The 20,106-nt window shown below is 71.4% G+C and carries 15 protein-coding genes; 14 read left to right on the plus strand and 1 reads right to left on the minus strand.

Translation table 11 applies throughout. The annotated features are described in order from the left end of the window. Positions 1-40: 40 nt before the first annotated feature. The 14 genes from ACFWY5_RS38340 (at position 41) to ACFWY5_RS38405 (ending at position 19,016) form a co-directional block, all read left to right on the plus strand. Positions 41-769 (plus strand): (Fe-S)-binding protein, encoded by a 729-nt coding sequence (locus tag ACFWY5_RS38340; protein WP_379614841.1) that lies wholly within the window; start codon positions 41-43, stop codon positions 767-769. Beyond that, the gene (locus tag ACFWY5_RS38345; protein WP_379637689.1) at positions 766-2,169 is read left to right on the plus strand and encodes a lactate utilization protein B; all 1,404 of its coding nucleotides are present in this window, start codon (positions 766-768) and stop codon (positions 2,167-2,169) included. The genes ACFWY5_RS38340 and ACFWY5_RS38345 overlap by 4 nt, the downstream gene beginning before the upstream one ends. After that, complete coding sequence (locus ACFWY5_RS38350; protein WP_379637733.1) at positions 2,156-2,701, plus strand: lactate utilization protein C; 546 nt, start codon at positions 2,156-2,158, stop codon at positions 2,699-2,701. Before ACFWY5_RS38345 ends, ACFWY5_RS38350 begins: the two co-directional genes overlap by 14 nt. A 17-nt stretch (positions 2,702-2,718) precedes the next feature. Continuing rightward, a complete protein-coding gene (locus ACFWY5_RS38355; RefSeq protein ID WP_379637690.1) occupies positions 2,719-3,825 on the plus strand; it encodes a GNAT family N-acetyltransferase in 1,107 nt (368 codons plus the stop codon). Positions 3,826-3,829: 4 nt separating this feature from the next. After that, positions 3,830-4,999: a precorrin-6Y C5,15-methyltransferase (decarboxylating) subunit CbiT gene (locus ACFWY5_RS38360; protein ID WP_379614847.1), complete on the plus strand. Its 1,170-nt coding sequence runs from the start codon at positions 3,830-3,832 to the stop codon at positions 4,997-4,999. Positions 5,000-5,057: 58 nt separating this feature from the next. Continuing rightward, complete coding sequence (locus tag ACFWY5_RS38365; protein WP_379614849.1) at positions 5,058-5,891, plus strand: sirohydrochlorin chelatase; 834 nt, start codon at positions 5,058-5,060, stop codon at positions 5,889-5,891. Positions 5,892-5,905: 14 nt separating this feature from the next. Further along, positions 5,906-6,958: a nicotinate-nucleotide--dimethylbenzimidazole phosphoribosyltransferase gene (gene cobT / locus ACFWY5_RS38370; protein WP_379614851.1), complete on the plus strand. Its 1,053-nt coding sequence runs from the start codon at positions 5,906-5,908 to the stop codon at positions 6,956-6,958. A gap of 335 nt (positions 6,959-7,293) precedes the next feature. Beyond that, positions 7,294-8,289, plus strand: coding sequence for an agmatinase (gene speB / locus ACFWY5_RS38375; protein ID WP_379637691.1), 996 nt, complete (start codon positions 7,294-7,296; stop codon positions 8,287-8,289). A gap of 71 nt (positions 8,290-8,360) precedes the next feature. Then, a complete protein-coding gene (gene cobA / locus ACFWY5_RS38380; RefSeq protein ID WP_379637692.1) occupies positions 8,361-9,593 on the plus strand; it encodes a uroporphyrinogen-III C-methyltransferase in 1,233 nt (410 codons plus the stop codon). Positions 9,594-9,598: 5 nt separating this feature from the next. Beyond that, entirely contained in the window at positions 9,599-11,650 is a 2,052-nt protein-coding gene (locus ACFWY5_RS38385) for an AAA family ATPase (protein ID WP_379637693.1), read from the plus strand. Then, positions 11,647-13,251 carry a GTP-binding protein gene (locus ACFWY5_RS38390; protein ID WP_379637694.1) on the plus strand — a complete coding sequence of 535 codons (1,605 nt, stop codon included), beginning with the start codon at positions 11,647-11,649 and terminating at the stop codon, positions 13,249-13,251. Before ACFWY5_RS38385 ends, ACFWY5_RS38390 begins: the two co-directional genes overlap by 4 nt. 117 nt (positions 13,252-13,368) lie before the next feature. Then, positions 13,369-14,328, plus strand: a complete 960-nt coding sequence (locus tag ACFWY5_RS38395; RefSeq protein WP_379637695.1) for a single-stranded DNA-binding protein — start codon at positions 13,369-13,371, stop codon at positions 14,326-14,328. A 493-nt stretch (positions 14,329-14,821) separates the two neighbouring features. Then, positions 14,822-15,943, plus strand: coding sequence for a GGDEF domain-containing protein (locus ACFWY5_RS38400; protein WP_379637696.1), 1,122 nt, complete (start codon positions 14,822-14,824; stop codon positions 15,941-15,943). A gap of 868 nt (positions 15,944-16,811) precedes the next feature. Next, positions 16,812-19,016 (plus strand): M64 family metallopeptidase, encoded by a 2,205-nt coding sequence (locus tag ACFWY5_RS38405; protein WP_379637697.1) that lies wholly within the window; start codon positions 16,812-16,814, stop codon positions 19,014-19,016. A gap of 54 nt (positions 19,017-19,070) precedes the next feature. On the opposite strand, the gene ACFWY5_RS38410 is transcribed toward ACFWY5_RS38405, so the two are convergent. Next, positions 19,071-20,102, minus strand: a complete 1,032-nt coding sequence (locus ACFWY5_RS38410; protein WP_379637698.1) for a fatty acid desaturase family protein — start codon at positions 20,100-20,102, stop codon at positions 19,071-19,073. Positions 20,103-20,106 lie beyond the last annotated feature (4 nt).

Genomic DNA, 20,106 nt, shown 5'->3' on the forward strand with positions numbered 1-20,106 from the left:
TGACCATACAGTGGTCAGACCATAGAGAGGAAGGAGTGCCGTGCGGGTCGCCCTGTTCATCACGTGCGTCAACGACACGCTCTTCCCCGGCACCGGCAAGGCGGTGGTGTCGCTGCTGCGCCGGCTGGGCTGCGAGGTCGACTTTCCCGCCGCCCAGACCTGCTGCGGGCAGATGCACGTCAACACCGGCTATCGCGATGAGGGGGTACGGCTGGCGCGCCACTTCACCGAGGTCTTCGCCGGGTACGACGCGGTCGTCGCGCCGTCGGGCTCCTGTGCGGCGATGGTGCGCGAGCAGTACCCCAAGCTGGTACGGCCCGGCAGCAGGGGAGCCGTGGCCGTGGCGGAGGTGGCCCCGAAGGTGCACGACCTGTCGGAGTTCCTCATCGACGTCCTCAAAGTCGACGACGTAGGCGCATATTTCCCGCACCGGGTGACATATCACCCGACGTGTCACTCGCTCCGCGGCCTCCACCTGGGCGATCGCCCCACCCGCCTCCTGCGGAACGTGCGCGGCCTCGAACTGATCCCCCTGGGCGGCGCCGACGAGTGCTGCGGCTTCGGCGGCACGTTCGCCGTCAAGAACCCGGCCATCTCCGCCGCCATGTGCGCCGACAAGGTACGCAACGTGCTCGACACCGGCGCCGAAGTGCTCTGCGCCGCCGACAACTCCTGCCTGATGCACATCGGCGGCACGATGAAACGCCAGCGGACCGGGGTGCGGATCATGCACCTGGCCGAGATCCTGGCCGCGACGGAGGAACGATGAGCGGCACCTTCCTCGGCATGCCCGGCGCCTTTCCGGCCAACGCGGCGGCGGCCGTACAGGACAGTCAGCTTCGCTACAACCTGCGCAAGGCCACGCACACCATCCGCGGCAAGCGCGTCAAGGCCGTCGACGAACTGCCCGACTGGATGGAGCTGCGCGCGGCGGGGAAGGCCATCAAGGACCACACCCTGCGCCACCTCGACCGCTACCTGCTGCAGATGGAGGAGGCGGTCACCCGCAACGGCGGCACCGTCCACTGGGCGCGCGACGCCGCCGAGGCCAACCGCATCGTCACCGACCTGGTCAAGGCCACCGGCGAGCGCGAGGTGGTCAAGGTCAAGTCGATGGCCACCCAGGAGATCGGGCTCAACGAGCATCTGGCCGGCGAGGGCATCACCGCGTACGAGACCGACCTGGCCGAGCTGATCGTGCAACTCGGCGAGGACTTCCCCTCGCACTTCCTGGTCCCGGCGATCCACCGCAACCGCTCGGAGATCCGCGAGATCTTCCTCGACAAGATGGCCGAGTGGGGCCGCCCCGCGCCGCCCGGACTGACCGACGACCCGCCCGCGCTCGCCGACGCCGCCCGGCTCCACCTGCGCGAACGCTTCCTGGCCAGCAAGGTCGCCGTCTCCGGCGGCAACTTCATGATCGCCGAGACCGGCACGCTGGTCGTCCTGGAGTCCGAGGGCAACGGCCGCATGTGCCTGACCCTGCCCGAGACGCTGATCAGCGTGGTCGGCATCGAGAAGCTGCTGCCCGCCTGGCGCGACCTGGAGGTCTTCCTCCAACTGCTGCCGCGCAGCTCCACCGCCGAGCGCATGAACCCCTACACCAGCACCTGGACGGGCTCCGCGGAAGGCCAGGACTTCCACCTGGTACTCCTCGACAACGGCCGCACCGGCGTGCTCGCCGACGAGGTCGGCCGGCAGGCGCTGCGCTGCATCCGCTGCTCGGCCTGCCTCAACGTCTGCCCCGTCTACGAACGCGCCGGTGGCCACGCCTACGGCTCGGTCTACCCGGGCCCGATCGGCGCCATCCTCACCCCGCTGCTGCGCGGCTTCGACACCGAACTGGACGCCTCGCTGCCCTACGCCTCGTCGTTGTGCGGCGCCTGCTTCGACGCCTGCCCGGTCGCGATCGACATCCCGGAGGTGCTGGTCGACCTGCGCGCCAAGGTCCCGCACGGCCGGGCCGAGCGCGCGGGCATGAAGGTCGCGGGCTGGGTGCTCAACGACGAGGTACGGCTGGCCAAGGCCCAGCGCCTCGCCACGCGCTTCCGCAAACTGGTGCCCAAGCGCCTGCCCGGCCCCTTGTCGGCCTGGACCGACACCCGGGACCTGCCGGACATTCCGGAAGAGTCGTTCAGAGATTGGTGGGATCGTGATGGGCGCGCGTGAGGAGATCCTGGGCCGGATCAGGAAGGCCGTGAAGGGCGCCCCCGAGGTGGAGATCCCGCGCGACTACCGCACGAGCGTCCCCGTGGCCGACCCGGTCGGGCTGTTCGCCGAGCGGCTGGACGACTACCGGGCCATCGTGCACGTGGTGCCCGCCGCCGACGTGGACGCCAAGGTGGCCGAGCTGACCGCCGGCAAGCGGATGGTCGTGCCCGGCGAACGCGCGTGGTCACGGGAAGAGCTGGCGGCGGCCGACGGCGTCGTCACCGGCTGCGCGATCGCCATCGCCGAGACCGGCACCATCGTCCTGGACACCCGCCAGGGCGAGCGGGCCCAGACGCTGCTGCCCGACTACCACCTGTGCCTGGTCCGCGCCGGCCAGATCGTCGGCGGCGTCCCCGACGCGATCGCCAGGCTCGACCCGTCCAGGCCGCTCACCTGGATCAGCGGGCCGTCGGCCACCAGCGACATCGAGCTCAACCGCGTCGAGGGCGTGCACGGTCCAAGGACCCTGGAAGTGATCATCAGCACCTGACTGGGTAGCCTTCGCACGTGTTCGACGCACAGCTCACCGTCACGACGGAACGCCTGGTCCTGCGCCCGTTCGGCCCCCAGGACGCCGACCGGATCCGCGCCGTCGTCGAGTCCGGGGCGATCTTCCTGCCGCCCGGCGCGCCCGCGCACGTCGCCGGGATCACCCCGTGGCTCACCGCGGGCGTGCACGAACTCCAGCGCTCGGGCACCGGCGCGCACCTGGCCATGACGGATGTCGACGGGCTGGTCGTGGGCGCGATCAGCCTGTTCAAGACCTCGTGGACCGCGGGAACCACCGAGGTCGGCTACGGCGTCCACCCGCTCTACCGGGGGCGCGGTTTCGCGCCTGAGGCGGTCACCGGACTGGCCGATCACGTCTTCGCGCACACCGACCTGCGGCGTATCGACCTGACCGCCAACCTCGACAACACCGCCTCGCTCCGGGTCGCCGAGAAAGCCGGCTTCACCAGGGAAGGCGTGCTGCGGGCCGCGGTCCTGGAGGACGACGGGCCGCACGATCTGGCCATGTTCGGGCTGCTGCGCGGCGACAGCCGTACCCCCAGAGAGGTCTTCCCGCACCGTGAGCTGCTCACGGCGCGGCTGCGGCTGCGGCGGCCGGACGAGCGGGACATTCCCGGACTGGCCGCGACCGGCGCCGACGAGCGGACGCAGGCCTTCACCACCGTGCCGCGCGGCTACACCGAGGCGGACGCGCGCGGCTTCCTGCGTCACGTCGAGCAGGCGCGCGCCGACGGCGCGGGCGTCGCGTGGACGGTCGAGGAGCGCGAGAGCGGGCGGTACGTCGGCGGCGTCGACCTCAAGGACACCGACTGGCGGATGCGTACCACGGAGGTCGGCTACATGACCGCGCCGTGGGCCCGCGGGCACGGCTACATCGGCGAGGCCGTGCTCGCCGTCGCGCGCTGGATCTTCGCCGAGCACGGCTTCCTGCGGCTCCAGTTGCGGGCCGCGGCGTCGAACACCAGCTCGCAGCGGGTGGCGGAGAAGGCGGGGTTCGTCCGCGAAGGCGTGGCACGCAACGGCGGCCACGGCGAGGACCTCGTCGTGTACGGCCTTATCCCTTCCGACATCCCTTCCGAGCAGGTGGGAAAGACGTCACTCTGAAGGGGTGACAATCACGGTGATCGGCTGGGACGGTACCGGCCTTCCGGCCATGGCGGCCGACCGGCTGCGCGCGGCCGCCCTCGTGATCGGCCCCGACGCCCTCCTCGGCGAGCTCAAGATCGACGCGCCGACCGCCTCGTCCGACGCGCTCATCGACGCCCTCGACGACCACCTCGAACAGGGCGAAGGCCCCGCCGTCGTGCTCGCGGAAGGCGACCCCGGGCTGTTCGGCGCCGTCGCCGCGCTGCGTGCCCGCGGCATCAAGCCCGAGGTGCTGCCCGCCACCGCGGTGATCACCCGCGCGTTCGCCTGCGCCGGGCTCAACTGGGAGGACGCCCTCGTGGTCGCCCCCGCCGGCGCCTACCAGCTCGCCCGCGTCGTCAACGCCTGCCGCGCCCACCCCAAGGTCGCCGTGCTCTGCACCGACGGCGTCGGCCCAGCCGAGCTGGCCCGCGAACTCGCGCCCACCACCCCGCGCTCCCTCATCGTCTGCGAGGACCTCGGCGGCCCCGGCCAGCGCGTCACCCACAGCCGCATGGGCGAGGCCACCACCCGGCCGTGGAAGGACCCCGACGTCGTCCTCGTCCTCGACCCGCTGCACCGGCCCAGGGAGACCGGCTGGGTGGCGGGGGCGCAGCCGGGGCCGCGCGAGTGGGCGCTGCCGTTCGGCACGGGGATCGCGCCGGAGGTACGCGCGTTCATCCTGGCCAAGCTCGGCCCCCGCCTCGGCGACCTGATCTGGGACGTCGGCGCCGGATCCGGAGAGATCGCGGTCGAGTGCGCCAGGTTCGGCGCGGCCGTCGTCGCCGTCGAGCGCGAGGAGGAAGCCTGCGCCCGCCTGCGCGCCAACGTCATCGAACACGGCGTCAAAGTCGCCCTCACCCGCGGCCAGGCCCCGCCCGCGCTGGAACCGCTGCCCGACCCGGACGCCGTCTTCGTCGGCGGCGGCGGAACCGACGTGATCGCCGCCTGCGCCGCCCGCGGCCCCCGCACGCTCGTGTGCTCGCTCAACACCGTCGAGCACGTGCCCGCCGTACTCGACCTGCTGCGCGAGCAGGGCTACCAGGCCGAGGGCACCCAGATCCAGGCCTCCAGGCTGACCGCCCACTCCGACGGCTCACACGGCCTGCACGCCGCCGATCCCGTGTTCGTGGTGCACGCACGGGTTCTCTGAACCGTCGCCGATCGGTTATCCTCGCGTGTCTTGTCTACGCACCGGAGAACCCCAACACATGAAGCCGCCGCTGCTGCTCATCGGGCACGGCTCGAACGATGACGGCGATTCCGCAGAGTTCGGCAGATTCGTCCATCGGCTCCGATGCCGCCTCGACGAGCAGGCCGCCGATGTATCCGGCGGTTACCTCGAACGCGCGACCCCCCGGTTGAGCGACTCCGTCGCCTCCCTGGTGGCACGCGGCCATCACCGCCTGGTGGCGCTGCCCCTCAGCCTCAGCCGGGTCAGCGACGACGACTTCCCCGCCGCCATGGCCCTGGAGCAGGAGAGGCACCCCACGCTCATGTACGACTACGGCCGCCCCCTCGGCCCCGACCCCCGCGTGCTCGCCGTCCTCGCCGAGCGGCTCAAGGACGCCGCCACCGACATCGTGGAGCCCGTCACCGAGCGGCCCCGCCTGCGCGTCGTCGACTCCTCCGCCGTCCTTGAGGAGTCCCCCAGGATCGAGCCGGGCGAGACCGCCGTCGTGCTGGTCGGCGAGGGTTCCACGGACCCGGTCGCCAACGCCGAGGTGCACCGGGTCTCGCGGCTGTTCTGGGAGACGCACGCCTACGACTTCATGACCGTCGAGACCGCCTTCGTCTCCGTCACCCCGCCCGGTGTGCCCGGCGGCCTGGAGCGCTGCCGCAGGCTCGGCGCCAAGCGCGTCATCGTCGTCCCCTACCTGCTGTTCGCCGGGGTCATGCTGGAGAAGGTCTGGGCCCAGGCGCTCGCCTACGGCGCCGGCCACCCCGAGCTCGACATCCGCTGCGCCGAGGTGATCGGCGACTGCGAGACCCTCGCCGACGTCGTGATCGACCGCTACGAGGAAGCGCTCCAGCTCGTCCACTAGCTAAGGTGGCGGGCGTGCTGGAAGAGACGATCGCCGCGATCCGCCCCGCCGACGCCCGCGCGCTGGCCGAAGCCCGTTCCCACCAGGACCGCCTCACCAAGCCTCCCGGCGCGCTCGGCGCGCTGGAGGAGGTCGCGGTACGCCTGGCGGGCTCGGCCGGAACCTCCCCGCCCCCGATGCCGGCGCCCGCCGCCCTGGCCATCTTCGCCGCCGATCACGGGGTCCACGCCCAGGGCGTGAGCCCGTGGCCGCAGGAGGTCACGCAGCAGATGGTGGCCAACTTCCTGGCCGGGGGTGCGGTGGCCAACGCCTTCGCCGCCCAGGTCGGCGCGTCCGTGACCGTCGTCGACGTGGGCGTGGCCGCCGACCTCACGCCCGCGTCCGGCCTCATGATCAAGAAGGTGGGGTACGGCACCGCCGACCTCTCCCTCGGCCCGGCGATGACGCAGGCGCAGGCCGTACAGGCGCTCGAAGCGGGCATCTCCGTGGCCCGCACGCTCATCGCGGACGGCGCCCGCTGCCTCATCACCGGCGACATGGGCATCGCCAACACCACGGCCTCGGCCGCCCTCATCGCCGCCTTCACCGGTACCGACGCCGCCGCGGTCACCGGCAGGGGCACCGGCGTGAACGACGAGACCCACACTCTCAAGATCGCAGTGGTCCGCCGCGCCCTCGACGCGGGTGCTTCGGCCGAGACACCCCTGTCCACCCTCGCCGCGCTCGGCGGGTTCGAGCACGCGGCCATCGCCGGGTTCATCCTGGGCGGAGCGGCGGCGCGGGTGCCGGTGATCCTCGACGGCGTCATCGCCGGTGCCGCCGCCCTGGCCGCCCACGCGCTGTCCCCCTCGGTCACGGACCACTGCGTGGCCGGCCACCGCTCCGCCGAACCCGGCCACGCGGTCGCCCTCGCCCACCTCGGCCTGCGACCGCTGGTCGACCTGGAGCTCCGGCTGGGTGAGGGGACGGGTGGGCTGCTGGCGCATCCGCTGGTGTGCGCGGCGGTCCGCGTCATGCACGAGGTGGCCACCTTCGACGCCGCCGGCGTAACCGAAAAGCCCATCTGACCAGCCCCTCGCCCCTTGCAACCTCCACCCGCCTCCATAGCCCCGTCAGGGCCGTCGCACCCCTCTAGCCTCACCCCGCCCCATCACCCTCACCCGCTACTCGCGCTCAGGAGCGCAACCCTGCGGCGCGCCGCCCCCAGCGCGGCATCCCGTCTCCACGGAAGCGCCCATTGGATCCCGGGCCCGCGTCTCGTGGCCGTGTGTCCGGGTCTCTGTGTGTCCGGGTCTCCGTGGGTCCGGGGCATCGGTCGTCGGCCAGGGGTCGCGTCCGGGAGTGGCCTGGCCGGGGATGGGGTGGTGAGTGTGATGATGGGGTTGTGACTCGTTATGGTGCGATGTACGGACCCGACATCACCTTCCTGGGCGTCGAGCGGTGCGATGTGCTCGATCCGGCCACCTACGCGGGCGCGGACGTGGTCATCGTCGGCGCCCCCTTCGACGGCGGCACCTCGAACCGGCCGGGCGCCAGGTTCGGGCCGATGGCGCTGCGCCAGGCCTGCTACCTGCCACACGACGGCTCCAGGCCCAGCCTGGCGCTCCGGGTGGACGCCCTTCAGGACCTGCGCGTGCTGGACGCCGGAGACGTCGAGATGTACTCGGGAGACGTCGAGAGCTCACTGGCCAACATCGAGGACGCCGTCCACCGGATCGCCGCCTCCGGCGCCATCCCGCTGATCCTCGGCGGTGACCACACCGTGGCGCTGCCCGACGCCAAGGGCACCGCGCGGGCCTTCGAGCCGGGCCGTACCTCGATGATCCATTTTGACGCGCACGCGGACACCGGTGACATCGAGTTCGGGCACCTGCACGGGCACGGTACGCCGATGCGCCGGCTCATCGAGTCCGGGGCGATCAGGGGGGACCGCTTCCTCCAGATCGGCCTGCGCGGCTACTGGCCGGGGCCCGAGACGCTCGACTGGATGGCCGAGCAGAACATGCGCTCCTACGAGATGACCGAGATCGTCGCGCGTGGGCTGGAGGAGTGCCTGACCGAGGCGTTCACGCTCGCGCTCGATGAGTGCGACCAGATCTTCCTCTCGGTCGACATCGACGTCTGCGACCCCGGCCACGCGCCGGGCACGGGTACGCCGGAACCCGGCGGGCTGTCGGCCAGGCAGCTTCTCGACGCGGTCCGCCGCATCTGCTACGAACTGCCGGTGGCGGGCATGGAGGTGGTGGAGGTGGCGCCGCCGTACGATCACGCGGACATCACCGCCTTCCTCGGCAACCGCGTTATCCTTGAGGCTCTGTCAGCGATGGCCAGACGCCGCAAGGACGGTGAGGGCGGGCCGCGCTGGGATCCCCGGCAGCCTCTACTTGACGGCCGCTAGTTCCACATTGCCAATCTTCCGTTAGGTTTACCTCCTAACACACCAACCTTCGCGAACGGGAGATTCGCCCCATGGGCCCCTACCTCCTCGGCCTGCGGCTTTCCGGCCGCCGGGTCCTCGTCGTCGGTGGCGGCCGGGTCGCCCAGCGACGGGTTCCCGCGCTGCTGGAGGCCGGTGCGGCGGTCACGGTGGTCTCGACCTCCGTCACTCCGGCGCTCGACGACCTGATCGCCGCCGGCCGGATCACCTGGCACGCCAGGCCGTACGAAGTGGGCGACTGCGACGGCGCGTGGCTCGTGCAGGCCTGCACGAGCGACCACGCGGTCAACGCGGCCGTGGCCGCGGAGGCCGAGGCCAAGCGGATCTGGTGCGTGCGCGCCGACGACAAGGACGCCTCGGCCGCCTGGACGCCCGCCTCGGGCAAGGTCGACGAGATCAGCGTCGCGATCACGGCGGGCGGCGATCCGCGCCGGGCCGCCGGAATCCGCGACGCCGTGGTCGACGCGCTCCGCGACGGCACCGTCGACGCCCGCCGTAACCGGGCGAAACCCATCGGTGTCGCCCTCGTCGGCGGCGGGCCGGGCGATCCTGGCCTGATCACGGTGCGCGGGCGGCAGTTGCTCGCCCAGGCCGACGTGGTGGTCGCCGACCGGCTCGCGCCCCGGGCGCTGCTCGACGAGCTCGCCCCCGACGTCGAGCTGATCGACGCCGCCAAGGTGCCGTACGGGCGTTCGCTGCCCCAGGAGGCCATCAACGAGGTGCTGATCGACCGGGCCAGGCAGGGCAAGTTCGTGGTCCGGCTGAAGGGCGGCGACCCGTTCGTGTTCGGGCGCGGCGGCGAGGAGATGCTCGCCTGCGCCCACGCGGGCATCCCGGTGCTGGTCGTGCCGGGCATCACCAGCCCGGTCGCGGTCCCGGCCGCCGCGGGGGTCCCGGTCACTCACCGGGGGGTCAGCCAGGAGTTCCATGTGATCTCGGTGCACGTCGCGCCCGACGATCCGCGCTCCACGGTCGACTGGCCCGGAATGGCACGCTCCGAAGGAACTCTCGTGCTCATGATGGCCGTGGAACGGCTGGCCAAGGTGGCCGAGGCCTTGCAGCGAGACGGACGTTCGCCGGAAACTCCCGTAATGGTGGTACAGGACGGTACTCTTCCCACGCAACGGGCGGTCACCGCCACGCTTGCCACCGTGGCCGACCGCGTTTCAGCGGCCGGGATACGGCCCCCGGCGATCGTCGTCGTCGGCGACGTCGTGAAGGTCGGCCAGGAGGTCGAGATGGTTCGATCGGAGCGGGTTCCGTGAATGCCATGGGTGACGGGCACCAGGAGTCCGCGGGGGAGCGGACGCTGTTCATGCCTCCCATCAGACAGCCCGCAGAGGTACGGCCGGCCGCCCCCGACCCGGCCGCCGAGCACGACGGCGAGCCACCGGAGGAGACGCCGGAGGCCGAGGCGACCCAGGATCCGGGCGCCGAGGACGTCGCCGCCGAGGACGTCGTGGAAGAGGACGTCGTGGAAGAAGACGTCGCGGACGAGGACGCCGGTGAGGTCGCCGAGCATGACGACGAGGCGCCAGAGGTAGCGGATCACGCGGACGTCGAGGCTGAGGCTGACGACGAGGCCACCGAGGACGAGGCCACGGAGGTGGCCGAGGACGCGGCGGGAGCCGTACCGGAAAAGAGTGAGGGCGCGCCCGCGCGGGCGGTGCGGGAGGAAGCGCTGCCCAAGGAGGCGGCTCAGCGGCTCGGCCTCGCACTCGACGCGCTGCGGCTGAGCGTGGCCGACCTGAGGTTCGGGCTCGACCTGCCCGGCGCCGAGGAGGCGAGGCAGGCGCGGGACGACCTGCTGGCGCAGTTGCGGGACTACGTGCTGCCCCGGGTGCGCACCAGCACGGCCCCGGCGCTGATCGTGGTGGCCGGGTCGACCGGCGCGGGCAAGTCCACGCTGGTCAACAGCCTGGCGGAGAAGAACATCAGCCGCACCGGCGTGCGCCGGCCCACCACCGGGACACCGGTGCTCGCCTGCCATCCCGACGACCTGCCGTGGTTCGGCTCGGGCGAGCTGCTCGGCGGGCTGACGCGGATCGAGAAGCCGACCCCGGAGACCGGGCTCGACAGCCTGGTCGTGGTGTCCACCGAGAAGCTGCCCCAGGGCGTGGCGCTGCTCGACACCCCCGACATCGACTCCGTCGTGGAAGAACACCACGACGTCGCCCACCGCATGCTCGACGCCGCGGACCTGTGGATCTTCGTCACCACCGCCGCCCGCTACGCCGACGCGCCCGCGTGGAAACTGCTGCGGCTGGCCAAGGAGCGCGGCGCCCGGCTCGGGATCGTGCTCTCCCGGGTCCAGCCGCGGGCGCGCGACGTGGTTGTGAAGCACTTCGTCCGCATGCTCACCGAGTACGGCCTGGGCGACGCCGACCGGTTCGTGGTCAACGAGGCCACGGTCACCGACGGCAGGCTGCCCGACAGCGAGGTCACCGACCTGCGGCTCTGGCTGGCCGAACTCTCCGTCGACGAGGAGCGCCGGGCCCTGGCCGTACGCGAGACGCTGGACGGCGTGCTCGACAGCTTCCGCACCCGGGTGCCGGAACTGGCCAGGCAACTGGAGGAGCAGGTCGCCTTCCGCAACGAGCTGCGTACCGACGTCGAGGCCGCCTACCTGGGCGCGCTGTCCGACATCGAGCGGGCCACCAAGAACGGTTCGCTGGTCAACGGCGAGGTGCTGGCCCGCTGGCAGGACTTCACCGGCTCCGGCGAACTCACCCGCGCCCTCCAGGTACGGCGGCGCGGCAAGGCGGCCAAGCAGACGCCCGAGCGCATCCAGGCCTTCCGCACCGCGATCCGCACCGGCCTGGAGTCGCTGATCGCGGCGGCGGCCAACCGGGCCTCCGAGGAGGTCGTGGCCCGCTGGCGGCACCGCGCGGAGCTGGGCGGGCTGCTCGGGGCCGGGCTCGAACGCCCCTCCGACGAGCTCGCGCGCCGGGCCAACCGGGCCATCGCGGCCTGGCAGGAGCACGTCACCGAGCTGGTCAGGACCGAAGGCGTGGCCAAGCGGTCGATCTCCAAGATCGTGTCGTTCGACGCCGACTCGCTGGCGTTGATCTTCATGGTGGCGATGTTCAGCGGCGGCAGCGTCGAGGGCGTGCCGCACAAGCTGGTCAACGCCCTGCTCGGCGCCGAGTCGCTGCGCGGCATCGGCGCGAAGGCGCTCAGCGACCTGCGAGCCAGGATCGGTGTGCTGTTCGACGAGGAATCCATGCGTTACGTGCAGGCGCTCGACGCGGCCGGGATACCGGACGAGTCGGCCGCGACGAGGCTCTACCAGGCGACATACAACCTCGAGGTCGCTCGATGACGGCTGTCACCACCACCGGAAGGCCGGGGCTCGGCCCCCGGCTCAACGCCCTTTCCAAGATCGTGGAGCTCGGCCCCGGACGGCTCGACGAGAAGCTGCTCACCGACTCGGGCGCCCTGCTGCTGCGTGCGGGCGACCGGCTCAAGCTCTCGTCCGAGCACACCGTGGTCGCGCTGGCCGGAGGCACGGGCAGCGGCAAGTCGACGCTGTTCAACGCGGTCTCCGGGCTCGAACTGTCGCCGACGGGCGTCAGGCGGCCGACGACGGCGCGTACCCACGCCTGCGTGTGGGGGCTCGACGGCGCGGCGCCGCTCCTCGACTGGCTGCAGGTGCAGTGGCGGCACCGCTTCGCCCGCGCCAGCGCGCTCGACAAGGGCGAGAGCCGCCTGCACGGGCTGATCCTGCTCGACCTGCCCGACCACGACTCGATCAGGGCGCTCACCGACAACGAGGCCGACCGGCTGATCGGGCTGGCCGACCTGGTGGTGTGGGTGCTCGACCCGCAGAAGTACGCCGACGCCTCCACCCACCGCCGCTACGTCACCGACCTGGCCGGGCACGAGGCCGTCACCGTCTTCGCGCTCAACCAGTCCGACCGGCTCTCCCACGAGGAACTGGCCGAGCTGGTCATCGACCTCAACGACCTGCTCAAGCGCGAGGGCGTGGCGCAGCCGACCGTCGTGCCCACCTCGGCCGTCTCCGGGCGCGGCATCGACAGCCTGAAGAGCGTGATCGCCGACGCCGTCTCCCGCCGGAGGGCCGCCATCCAACGTCTCGACGCCGACCTTGACCGGCTGACCAGACGGCTGGCCGAAACCTCACCCGTGGGCGAGGCGCCGCCCAACGTCGACGCCGCGCGCCGGGTCGGGCTGACGGACGCGCTCTGCGACGCCGTGGGCGTGCCCGCACTGGGCGAGGCCATGGAGAACATCTACGCCGAGCGGTCCGGGCGGTGGGTCGGCTGGCCGTACCCGCGATGGATCGCGAAGTTCCGGCCGGATCCGCTGAAGAGCCTCAAGCTGGACGAGATGCAGGTCGTCACCGGGCGGATCACCGCACAGCCCGCCGAGGTGGTCAACGCCGTGCAGGCGCTGGCCGACGGGCTGTCGGGCGGGATGACCGACGTCTGGCGGACGGGGCTGCACCACGCGGCGCGCTCGCGCTCCGGGCAACTGCCGCAGGCGCTCACCGAGGAGCTGGCCGAGGTCGCGCCAGAACTCGACCGGGTGCCGGGGTGGTGGCGGGCGCTCAAGGCGTGGCAGTACACGCTGGTGGCGGCGTTCTTCCTCGGGCTGGTGTGGCTGGGGGTCGGGCTGACGGCCGGTGACTCGCTGCCGACCGCGTTCGCGGTGCTCGGCGATACGGCGGCGCTGCCCTGGGTCGGGGTGATGATGGCCTCCGTGCTCGGATTGGGCGCGTTGTCGGCGGTCGCCTCGCGGAACTTCGTCGTTCTGGGCGCCTCGCGCGAGCGTGAGCGGCTGGAGCGGGAGATGCGCCGCCGGGTGGGCGCGGTGGCGGAGAGCATGGTCGTGGAGCCGGTTGAGCGGGAGCTGACCAGGCACAACGAGTTCGCCGCCGCCATGAGGGGCCTCACGGGCTGAGTTCTCCACAGGGGCAGGTTGTCCCCAGAACGGGGTTCGGCTGGTTCTTCCGGGTGCCGTTCGCGAGAACGTGGCCTCCGTCCGCGGGCAGCCCGCCCGCCGCATGGGAGGCAACCGATGAACGACATCTACATCACGCTCACCGGCAACGTCGCATCCGAGCCGCGCCAGTACACCTTCGAGGACGGGGTCCGGGTGACCTCGTTGCGGGTGCTGACCAGTCACCGCTATTTCGACAAGAAGACCGGGCAGTGGGCAGACGGGGAGAAGGTCTGCTTCGCCGTACGGTGCTGGCGCGCGCTGGCCGACAACGTCGCCCAGTCGATCCGGGTCGGGCATCCGGTCGTGGTGTCGGGGAAGTTGCGGATCAGGGAGTTCGGGGCGGAGGACGACCGGCGCTTCATGGCCGAGGTGGAGGCCTCTTCGGTGGGTCACGACCTGAGGTGGGGGACCGGCGTGTTCAGCAAGCCGGAGCGCGGGGCCTCGATCGTGAGCAGGGAACGGCGTGAACGGCTCGACGAGGACACCCAGGACTGGGCCATGGGCGGCGGCGGCCGTCCCCGGTCCGGTGCCGCGGAGCTCGACCCGGTGTTCGGCACGCTGGAGTCCCGTGAGCGCGCCCTGACCGGCGGCGACACCCTCCGTGCCGCCCTTCCGGCCGGGGCGGGGGAGGTTCGTGTGCTGGGCACGTCCATGGGGGATGCGGGTGACCCCGCGCTCCAGAGCGCCGGTGGTGACTTCGGTGGCCTCGGTGTTGCCGGTGGCCTCGTGCCGGAGGGTGAGCCCGGGGCAGGCGATGCCGGAGGTGCACAGGAGGTGGTGAAGGGCGAAGGTGGAAGCGCTCGCGAGCTGGGGAAGGGCGAGGGCGGTGGCGCTCGTGAGCTGGTGAAGGGCGGGGCCGGGGCGGTTCGGGAGCCGGGGAAGGGCGGCGTGGTGGCGGAGGTCGCTCGTGGGCGGCGGCGGGGGCGGCGTGAGGAGCCGGAGGGCGCGCTCGACGACGGTGACGTGCTGGTGAGAGTGCTCGGCGCAGCGGGCGACGGCTCAGGCGATCCCGTCGAGGAGCGGGCTGCCGCCTGAGTTCAGGCGGGCGGAGGAGGAGGGGGCACCGGCCGTGACGTGTCGGTGTCCCCGAGCCTGGCGAGCTCGGACACCGCGCGGATCAGCCGATGGTGTTGCCCGTGTCAGATGTTGAGAGCATCTGTCAGGTCCAGGTCACGCCCCGCACCATGGCTGCTCCTTTCCCGCACGGCCCGCTCGCGGAGTGAGCGGCATCCCATTCGGTGGCCGCTTGACGCAAAGGCCACCGAGCCAAAGGTAGCGGTTCCCGTCGCGCAACGCACACTCCGCAACTATTGTGTTACACATCGTTAGTTTGAGAGGAGACGGGATGGCGGCGACCAGTCACACCTCGGTCAAGTCTCGCGACGGTGTGTCAACACTGGCCGGCCGCTGGCCGCTGCTGGGGCAGCGCCGCGCCCTCATGGTCTATCTCATAGGGATCGTAATCCTGGATGTCGCGGCCATTGCCGTCTTTGCGACATCTGCCGAATTTAGCTGGTCAGATCTGCTGATGTTCGGCGCGTTGATGGCCTGTGGGGCGGTCTGCATCGAGGCGACCAGGCGGCTGGGCATGCCGGCCGGTGTCTCACGCGACCTGTTGTCGGCGTGGTGGCTGCCGGTGGCGCTGCTGCTGCCGCCGGTCTACGCCCTGTTCGCGCCGATCCTGTTGCAGGTGTTGCTCCAGTTGCGGGTGCGCGCCACGGTCCTGTACCGGCGCGTGTTCAGCTCGGCCGCCATCGGCCTGGCCGGGTGCACCGCCTCGGTGGTCTTCCACCACTTGGTCCCCGACCCGGCCGTCCTGTCCAGAGGCGGCGGCACCCCGATCCTCTACGCGGTGGCCTGCGCCACGCTGTTCGCCCTGCTCAACACCACGCTCATCGCCGTGGCCGCCCACACCGCCGACCCCGACACCCGCTGGCGCGACGTCCTGTGGGACCGGGAGAGCGTCCTGCTGGACGTGGTCGAGCTCTGCCTGGGCGTCACGGTGGCCATAGCCTGCGGCCTGAACCTGGCCTTGCTGGTCCTGGCGCTGCCGCCGGTCGTCCTGCTGCAGCGCAGCCTCCTGCACGCCCAGTTGCAGGCGGCGGCCCGTACCGACCCGAAGACCGGCCTCCTCAACGCGGCCGCCTGGCAGCGCGAAGCCGACACCGAGATCGTCCGCGCCCGCCGTACGGGCGAGACGCTGGCCCTGCTGATCATCGACATCGACCACTTCAAACGCGTCAACGACACCCACGGCCACCTGGTCGGCGACCAGGTCCTGGTGGGAGTGGCCGCCACCCTGCGCGGCCAGCTCCGCGACTACGACGTCGTGGGCCGCTTCGGCGGCGAGGAGTTCGTGGTCCTCCTCCCGAGAGCCGACATCTCCGAAGCCCGCCGCGTCGCCGAACGCCTGCGCCACCGCATCGGCCGCATGGCCATCCCCGCCGACGACGCCATGATCACCATCACGATCTCGGCCGGGGTCGCCATCATGAGCATCCACGGCGACGACCTGATCGAACTCCTCGCCGCCGCCGACCTGGCCTTGTACCGCGCGAAGGAACTGGGCCGCGACCGCATCTGCATCCCCGCCGTCCAGCCCCCACCCCCACCCCAACCCCCAGCCGACCCACCCCTCCCTCCACCCTGACCACCCCCACCCCAGGAGTTGTCACCCCGGCGCCGCGCGCGTGAGGTCTTCACCACGGACCCTCCCGGCCGCGTGCCGCCACGGCGCACGGGCACGCCTCCGCCCTTCCCGTGCCGCCTCGGGGTACCGGCAGGCCTGCGCCCTCCGCGTGCCGCTTCGAGGCACCGGCACGCCTCCGCCCTTCGCGTGCCGCTTCGGGGCACGGGCACGCCTGCGCCCTCCGCGTGGCGCCTCGGGATAAGGAGCACGCTCTTGCGCCCGGCGTGGCGCCTCGGGGCAGGAGCGCGTGCTTGCGCGTGGCGTGGCGCCTCAAGACACGGGGCATACCGCCGCTTCGCGAGTCTCTCCGGCCACGCGGCCTGGTCCTCCCGCGTGTTCCCGGTGCCGCTCGGCTCGGCTGTCAGGCGGTAGCTCGCCGGGTGTTCTTCCGTCGGCCGTGGGGTGCCCCGCCCGCCTGTCGTGCAGCCTGCTTGTGCGTCCGTGACGGGCGCCGGTGTCTCGGGCGTGTGGTGCGGCGGTGATGTGCAGGCGTATCGGCTGTGGGGCTCAGGCGTGGGGATCGGGTGTGAGCTGTGGGGCTGTGCTGTGGGGCTGTGCTGCGGGGCTGGGGTTTGGGGTGTGGGGTTCTTGGGTGGTGGGGAGGTTGCGTGCTTGACCGCAGGGTTGGGGTATATCGCTGGGGTTATCCCCAGGTGAGATGGGACGGATGGGTGGCGTGCGCGGATAGTACTAGCACGTCATGTACCACACCCCGGAGGTCCCATTGCGCGCCACCGGCGCCTTAGCCGCCCTCTTGCTGGCCGGATCCCTTCTTGTCCACCCCCTTCCCGCCAGTGCCGCAGAGCCTGGTGCGGCGACGGTGGTTCCGGTGCAGGTCACCGGGGATCCGGCCAAGCGTTTCAATCTGGTGCTTCTCGGTGACGGGTATACCGAGAGCGAGCAGGCCGCCTTCAAGACCGACGTGGACCGGCATCTCAACGTGATGTGGTCCATCGAGCCGTTCAAGAGCTACCGGAACTACATCAACGTCTACCGTGTGGACATTGTCTCGGGCGAGTCCGGGATCAGCTGCGATCCTGATCTCAGTTCGCCGCGGAAGAACACGCCGCTGAGCATGGGGTTCTGGGGGCAGTGCAACGCGCAGAGCGTGCAGCGGCTGATCACGATGAACAACTCCGCCGCCAACCGCTACGCCAACATGGTCACGGGCACCACGCCGGGCAATCGGCAGATTCTGGCGCTGGGCAACAGCAAGACGTACGGCGGCGCGGGCGGCTCCTACGCCACCGCCTCCGGCAGCAACGCGATGTCGGCCCTGATCAGCCCGCACGAACTGGGCCACTCCCTGGGCGGGCTCCAGGACGAGTACGACTACTACCAGCGCGGCGTCCCCGGCGGCGCCTACACGGGGCCGGAGCCGTCCAGCGCGCACCACTCGTTGCTGACCGAGCAGCAGATGCTCGACCAGAAGCGCAAGTGGTGGCGCTGGCTGGGTGAGGAGAGCGAGTCGGGCGGGCCGATCGCGCGGTTCGAGGGCGGGCTGTACGCCTCGACGGGCGTGTGGCGGCCCTCGCGGCACTCGATGATGAAGTCGCTCGGCTACTACTTCGACCAGGTCAGCCGCGAGGTGATGGTGCAGCGCATCACCGCGAAGACGGACGTGATCCAGGGTTCGACGCCGGTGAACGCGCCGGTGGGGGCGGACCGGGTGTTGTGGGTGGAGCCGATGCGGCCGCTTGGTCACGCGTTGAAGGTGACCTGGAGTGTGGACGGCGCCGCCGTACCCTCGACTGAGGATGCTCTTGACCTGCGGACCTTGAACCTGTCGCCGGGGACGCACACGGTCACGGCGACGGTGGCGGACACGACGGAGTTCGTGCGGGACCCGGCGGTGCGCGCCGCGCTCACCCGCGGCAGGACCTGGACGGTCGACACCACGCTGACCACGCCGCCCGACGGGCTGACTCCCGGCATCGTCTCGGCCGCGCCCACGACCAGGCCGGCCGGGCGCGGCGACGTCATGTACGTGGAGACCACGCATCCGGCGCAGCAACTTGTCCCGGTGACCTGGAAGCTGGACGGGACGAAGGTGGGCGACTCGGGCAGCGACTTCGTGCTCAAGGACCTGAGCCCGGGTGTCCACACGCTCACCGCGACCGCCGGGGCGGACACGGTGACCTGGACCGTTGACGGGACGCCGCCCACGACCGGCTACGAGCTGTCCGATCCTGTGGTGAAGGACGGTGATCTGTACCTGTACAACGGGCCGTTCACGATGCGGCTGACCGGCCGCGACGACAAGGACGGCTACGTGGTGTCCGAGTCGCGTGTGGACGGCGACGGCTGGTTCAACTACTTCGGCTGGCCGACCTCGGCGGACCTGCCGTGGACGTTCAGCGAGAGCGGCACCGTCATCGACCATCTCGTCTACGGCAAGTTGCCGCGCGGCCGCCACACGATCGAGTACCGCTCCATCGACGCGGCGGGCAACTACGGCAGGGCCGGCAGCTTCCGGGTGGCCACGATGGCGCCGCCGCCCGCGTGCGACCGCACGATCACGGGCACGTACCGCGGCGCGCTGGTGGTCACGTCCGGTGTCACCTGCTTGGAAGGTGCAAAGGTGTCCGGTCCCGTGTCGGTACGGCCCGGCGCCTCCCTGGTCATGCGCGGCGGCAGCATCTCGGGCGTCCTGAGCACGTCCAAGGCGGCACAGGTGCACCTGCTGAAGGGCCGCGTGAACGGCGCGGCGGAGATCAAGGGCACCACGGACGCCCTGGTCATCGCCGGGACCGAGGTGCGCGGGGCGCTCGTGCTCACCGGGAACCAGGCGCCGGCGCTGGCCGGGAGCACCGTGCGGGGCGCGCTGGTCTGCACCGGCAACAGCGCCGCCCCCGCCAACCTGGGCGCGGCGAACCGGATCACCGGTGCCGCGACCTGGCAGTGCGCGCACGCTGGCCGTCCCGATCCGGCCGCCGCCGTCTCCGGCGCGATGGCCAAGGTGGCGGCGGTGCCGTACACGGCGGTGGAGAACTCCTCGGCGCCGCAGCACGGCGACGACGGACACCGGCACTGACGCCGAAGGGGCGGGCGCTCCCCTCCCGCGCCCGCCCCTTCGAGACCCCGGCCGCTACTCGAGGTTGCCCAGCCGCAGCGGCTCGCCGACCTCGTGCATGTGCTGCAGGGCCTCATGGTGCGACTGGATCAGGCTGGTCTCGTAGTAGGGCACGTCGATCTCGGCGCAGTGGTCGCGGACGAACGACTGGGCGAGAGGCAGGTGCGGGCTGGGCATGTTCGGGAACAGGTGGTGCTCGATCTGGTAGTTGAGGCCGCCCATCGCGATGTCGGTGACGACGCCGCCGCGCACGTTGCGGGTGGTCAGGACCTGGCGGCGCAGGTAGTCGAGCTTCTCACCCTGCTTGAGCGTGGGCATGCCCTTGTGCCCGGGGGCGAAGACCGAGCCCATGTACAGGCCCCAGAGTCCCTGGTGGATCGCGAGGAAGATCAGCGCCTTCACCGGCGACAGCACCATGAACAACGCCGCCAGGTACCCGACCACGTGAACGGTCAGCAGGACGCCCTCGACGGCCTTGAACTTGAGCTTCGGGTTGGTCAGCGAGCGGAAGCCGGACACGTGCAGGTTCAGGCCTTCGAGCAGGAGCAGCGGGTAGAACAGCAGCGCCTGACGGGGGCCGATGATGCGGGCCAGGCCCTTGCTGGAGCGCGCCTGCTCCTTGGACCAGACGATGACGTCGGGGCGGACGTCCGGGTCGAGTTCCTCGTGGTTCGGGTTGGCGTGGTGGCGGGTGTGCTTCTCCATCCACCAGCCGTAGCCCATGCCGACGAGCAGGTTGCCGGTGACCCAGCCGGTCATCCTGGTGGGCTTCTCGGTACGGAAGACCTGACGGTGGGCGATGTCATGGGAAACCAGTGCGACCTGGGCGAACATGACGGCGAAGAACACGGCCACGCCCACCTGCCACCAGGAGTCGCCGAGCGCGAAGAAGGCGGCCAGGCCTCCGGCGTACAGGCCGAGGATGAGGCCGATTCGCACCACGTAGTAGCCGGGGCGCCGGCGCATCAGGCCGGCGTCGGTCACGCGCTGGAGTAGCCGGGCGTAGTCGCTGCCGGTACCCGGCCGCGCGATCGTCTCGGTGGTCATGCTG

This window comes from Nonomuraea sp. NPDC059007, assembly GCF_042740555.1.
Lineage (GTDB): Bacteria > Actinomycetota > Actinomycetes > Streptosporangiales > Streptosporangiaceae > Nonomuraea.

Coding starts and splice junctions, on each gene's coding strand:
- ACFWY5_RS38385 (WP_379637693.1), top strand. CDS start 9,599: ATGGGTGACGGGCACCAGGAGTCCGCGGGGGAGCGGACGCTGTTCATG.
- ACFWY5_RS38345 (WP_379637689.1), top strand. CDS start 766: ATGAGCGGCACCTTCCTCGGCATGCCCGGCGCCTTTCCGGCCAACGCG.
- ACFWY5_RS38390 (WP_379637694.1), top strand. CDS start 11,647: ATGACGGCTGTCACCACCACCGGAAGGCCGGGGCTCGGCCCCCGGCTC.
- ACFWY5_RS38365 (WP_379614849.1), top strand. CDS start 5,058: ATGAAGCCGCCGCTGCTGCTCATCGGGCACGGCTCGAACGATGACGGC.
- cobA (WP_379637692.1), top strand. CDS start 8,361: ATGGGCCCCTACCTCCTCGGCCTGCGGCTTTCCGGCCGCCGGGTCCTC.
- ACFWY5_RS38410 (WP_379637698.1), bottom strand. CDS start 20,102: ATGACCACCGAGACGATCGCGCGGCCGGGTACCGGCAGCGACTACGCC.
- ACFWY5_RS38400 (WP_379637696.1), top strand. CDS start 14,822: ATGTTCGGCGCGTTGATGGCCTGTGGGGCGGTCTGCATCGAGGCGACC.
- ACFWY5_RS38350 (WP_379637733.1), top strand. CDS start 2,156: ATGGGCGCGCGTGAGGAGATCCTGGGCCGGATCAGGAAGGCCGTGAAG.
- ACFWY5_RS38395 (WP_379637695.1), top strand. CDS start 13,369: ATGAACGACATCTACATCACGCTCACCGGCAACGTCGCATCCGAGCCG.
- speB (WP_379637691.1), top strand. CDS start 7,294: ATGTACGGACCCGACATCACCTTCCTGGGCGTCGAGCGGTGCGATGTG.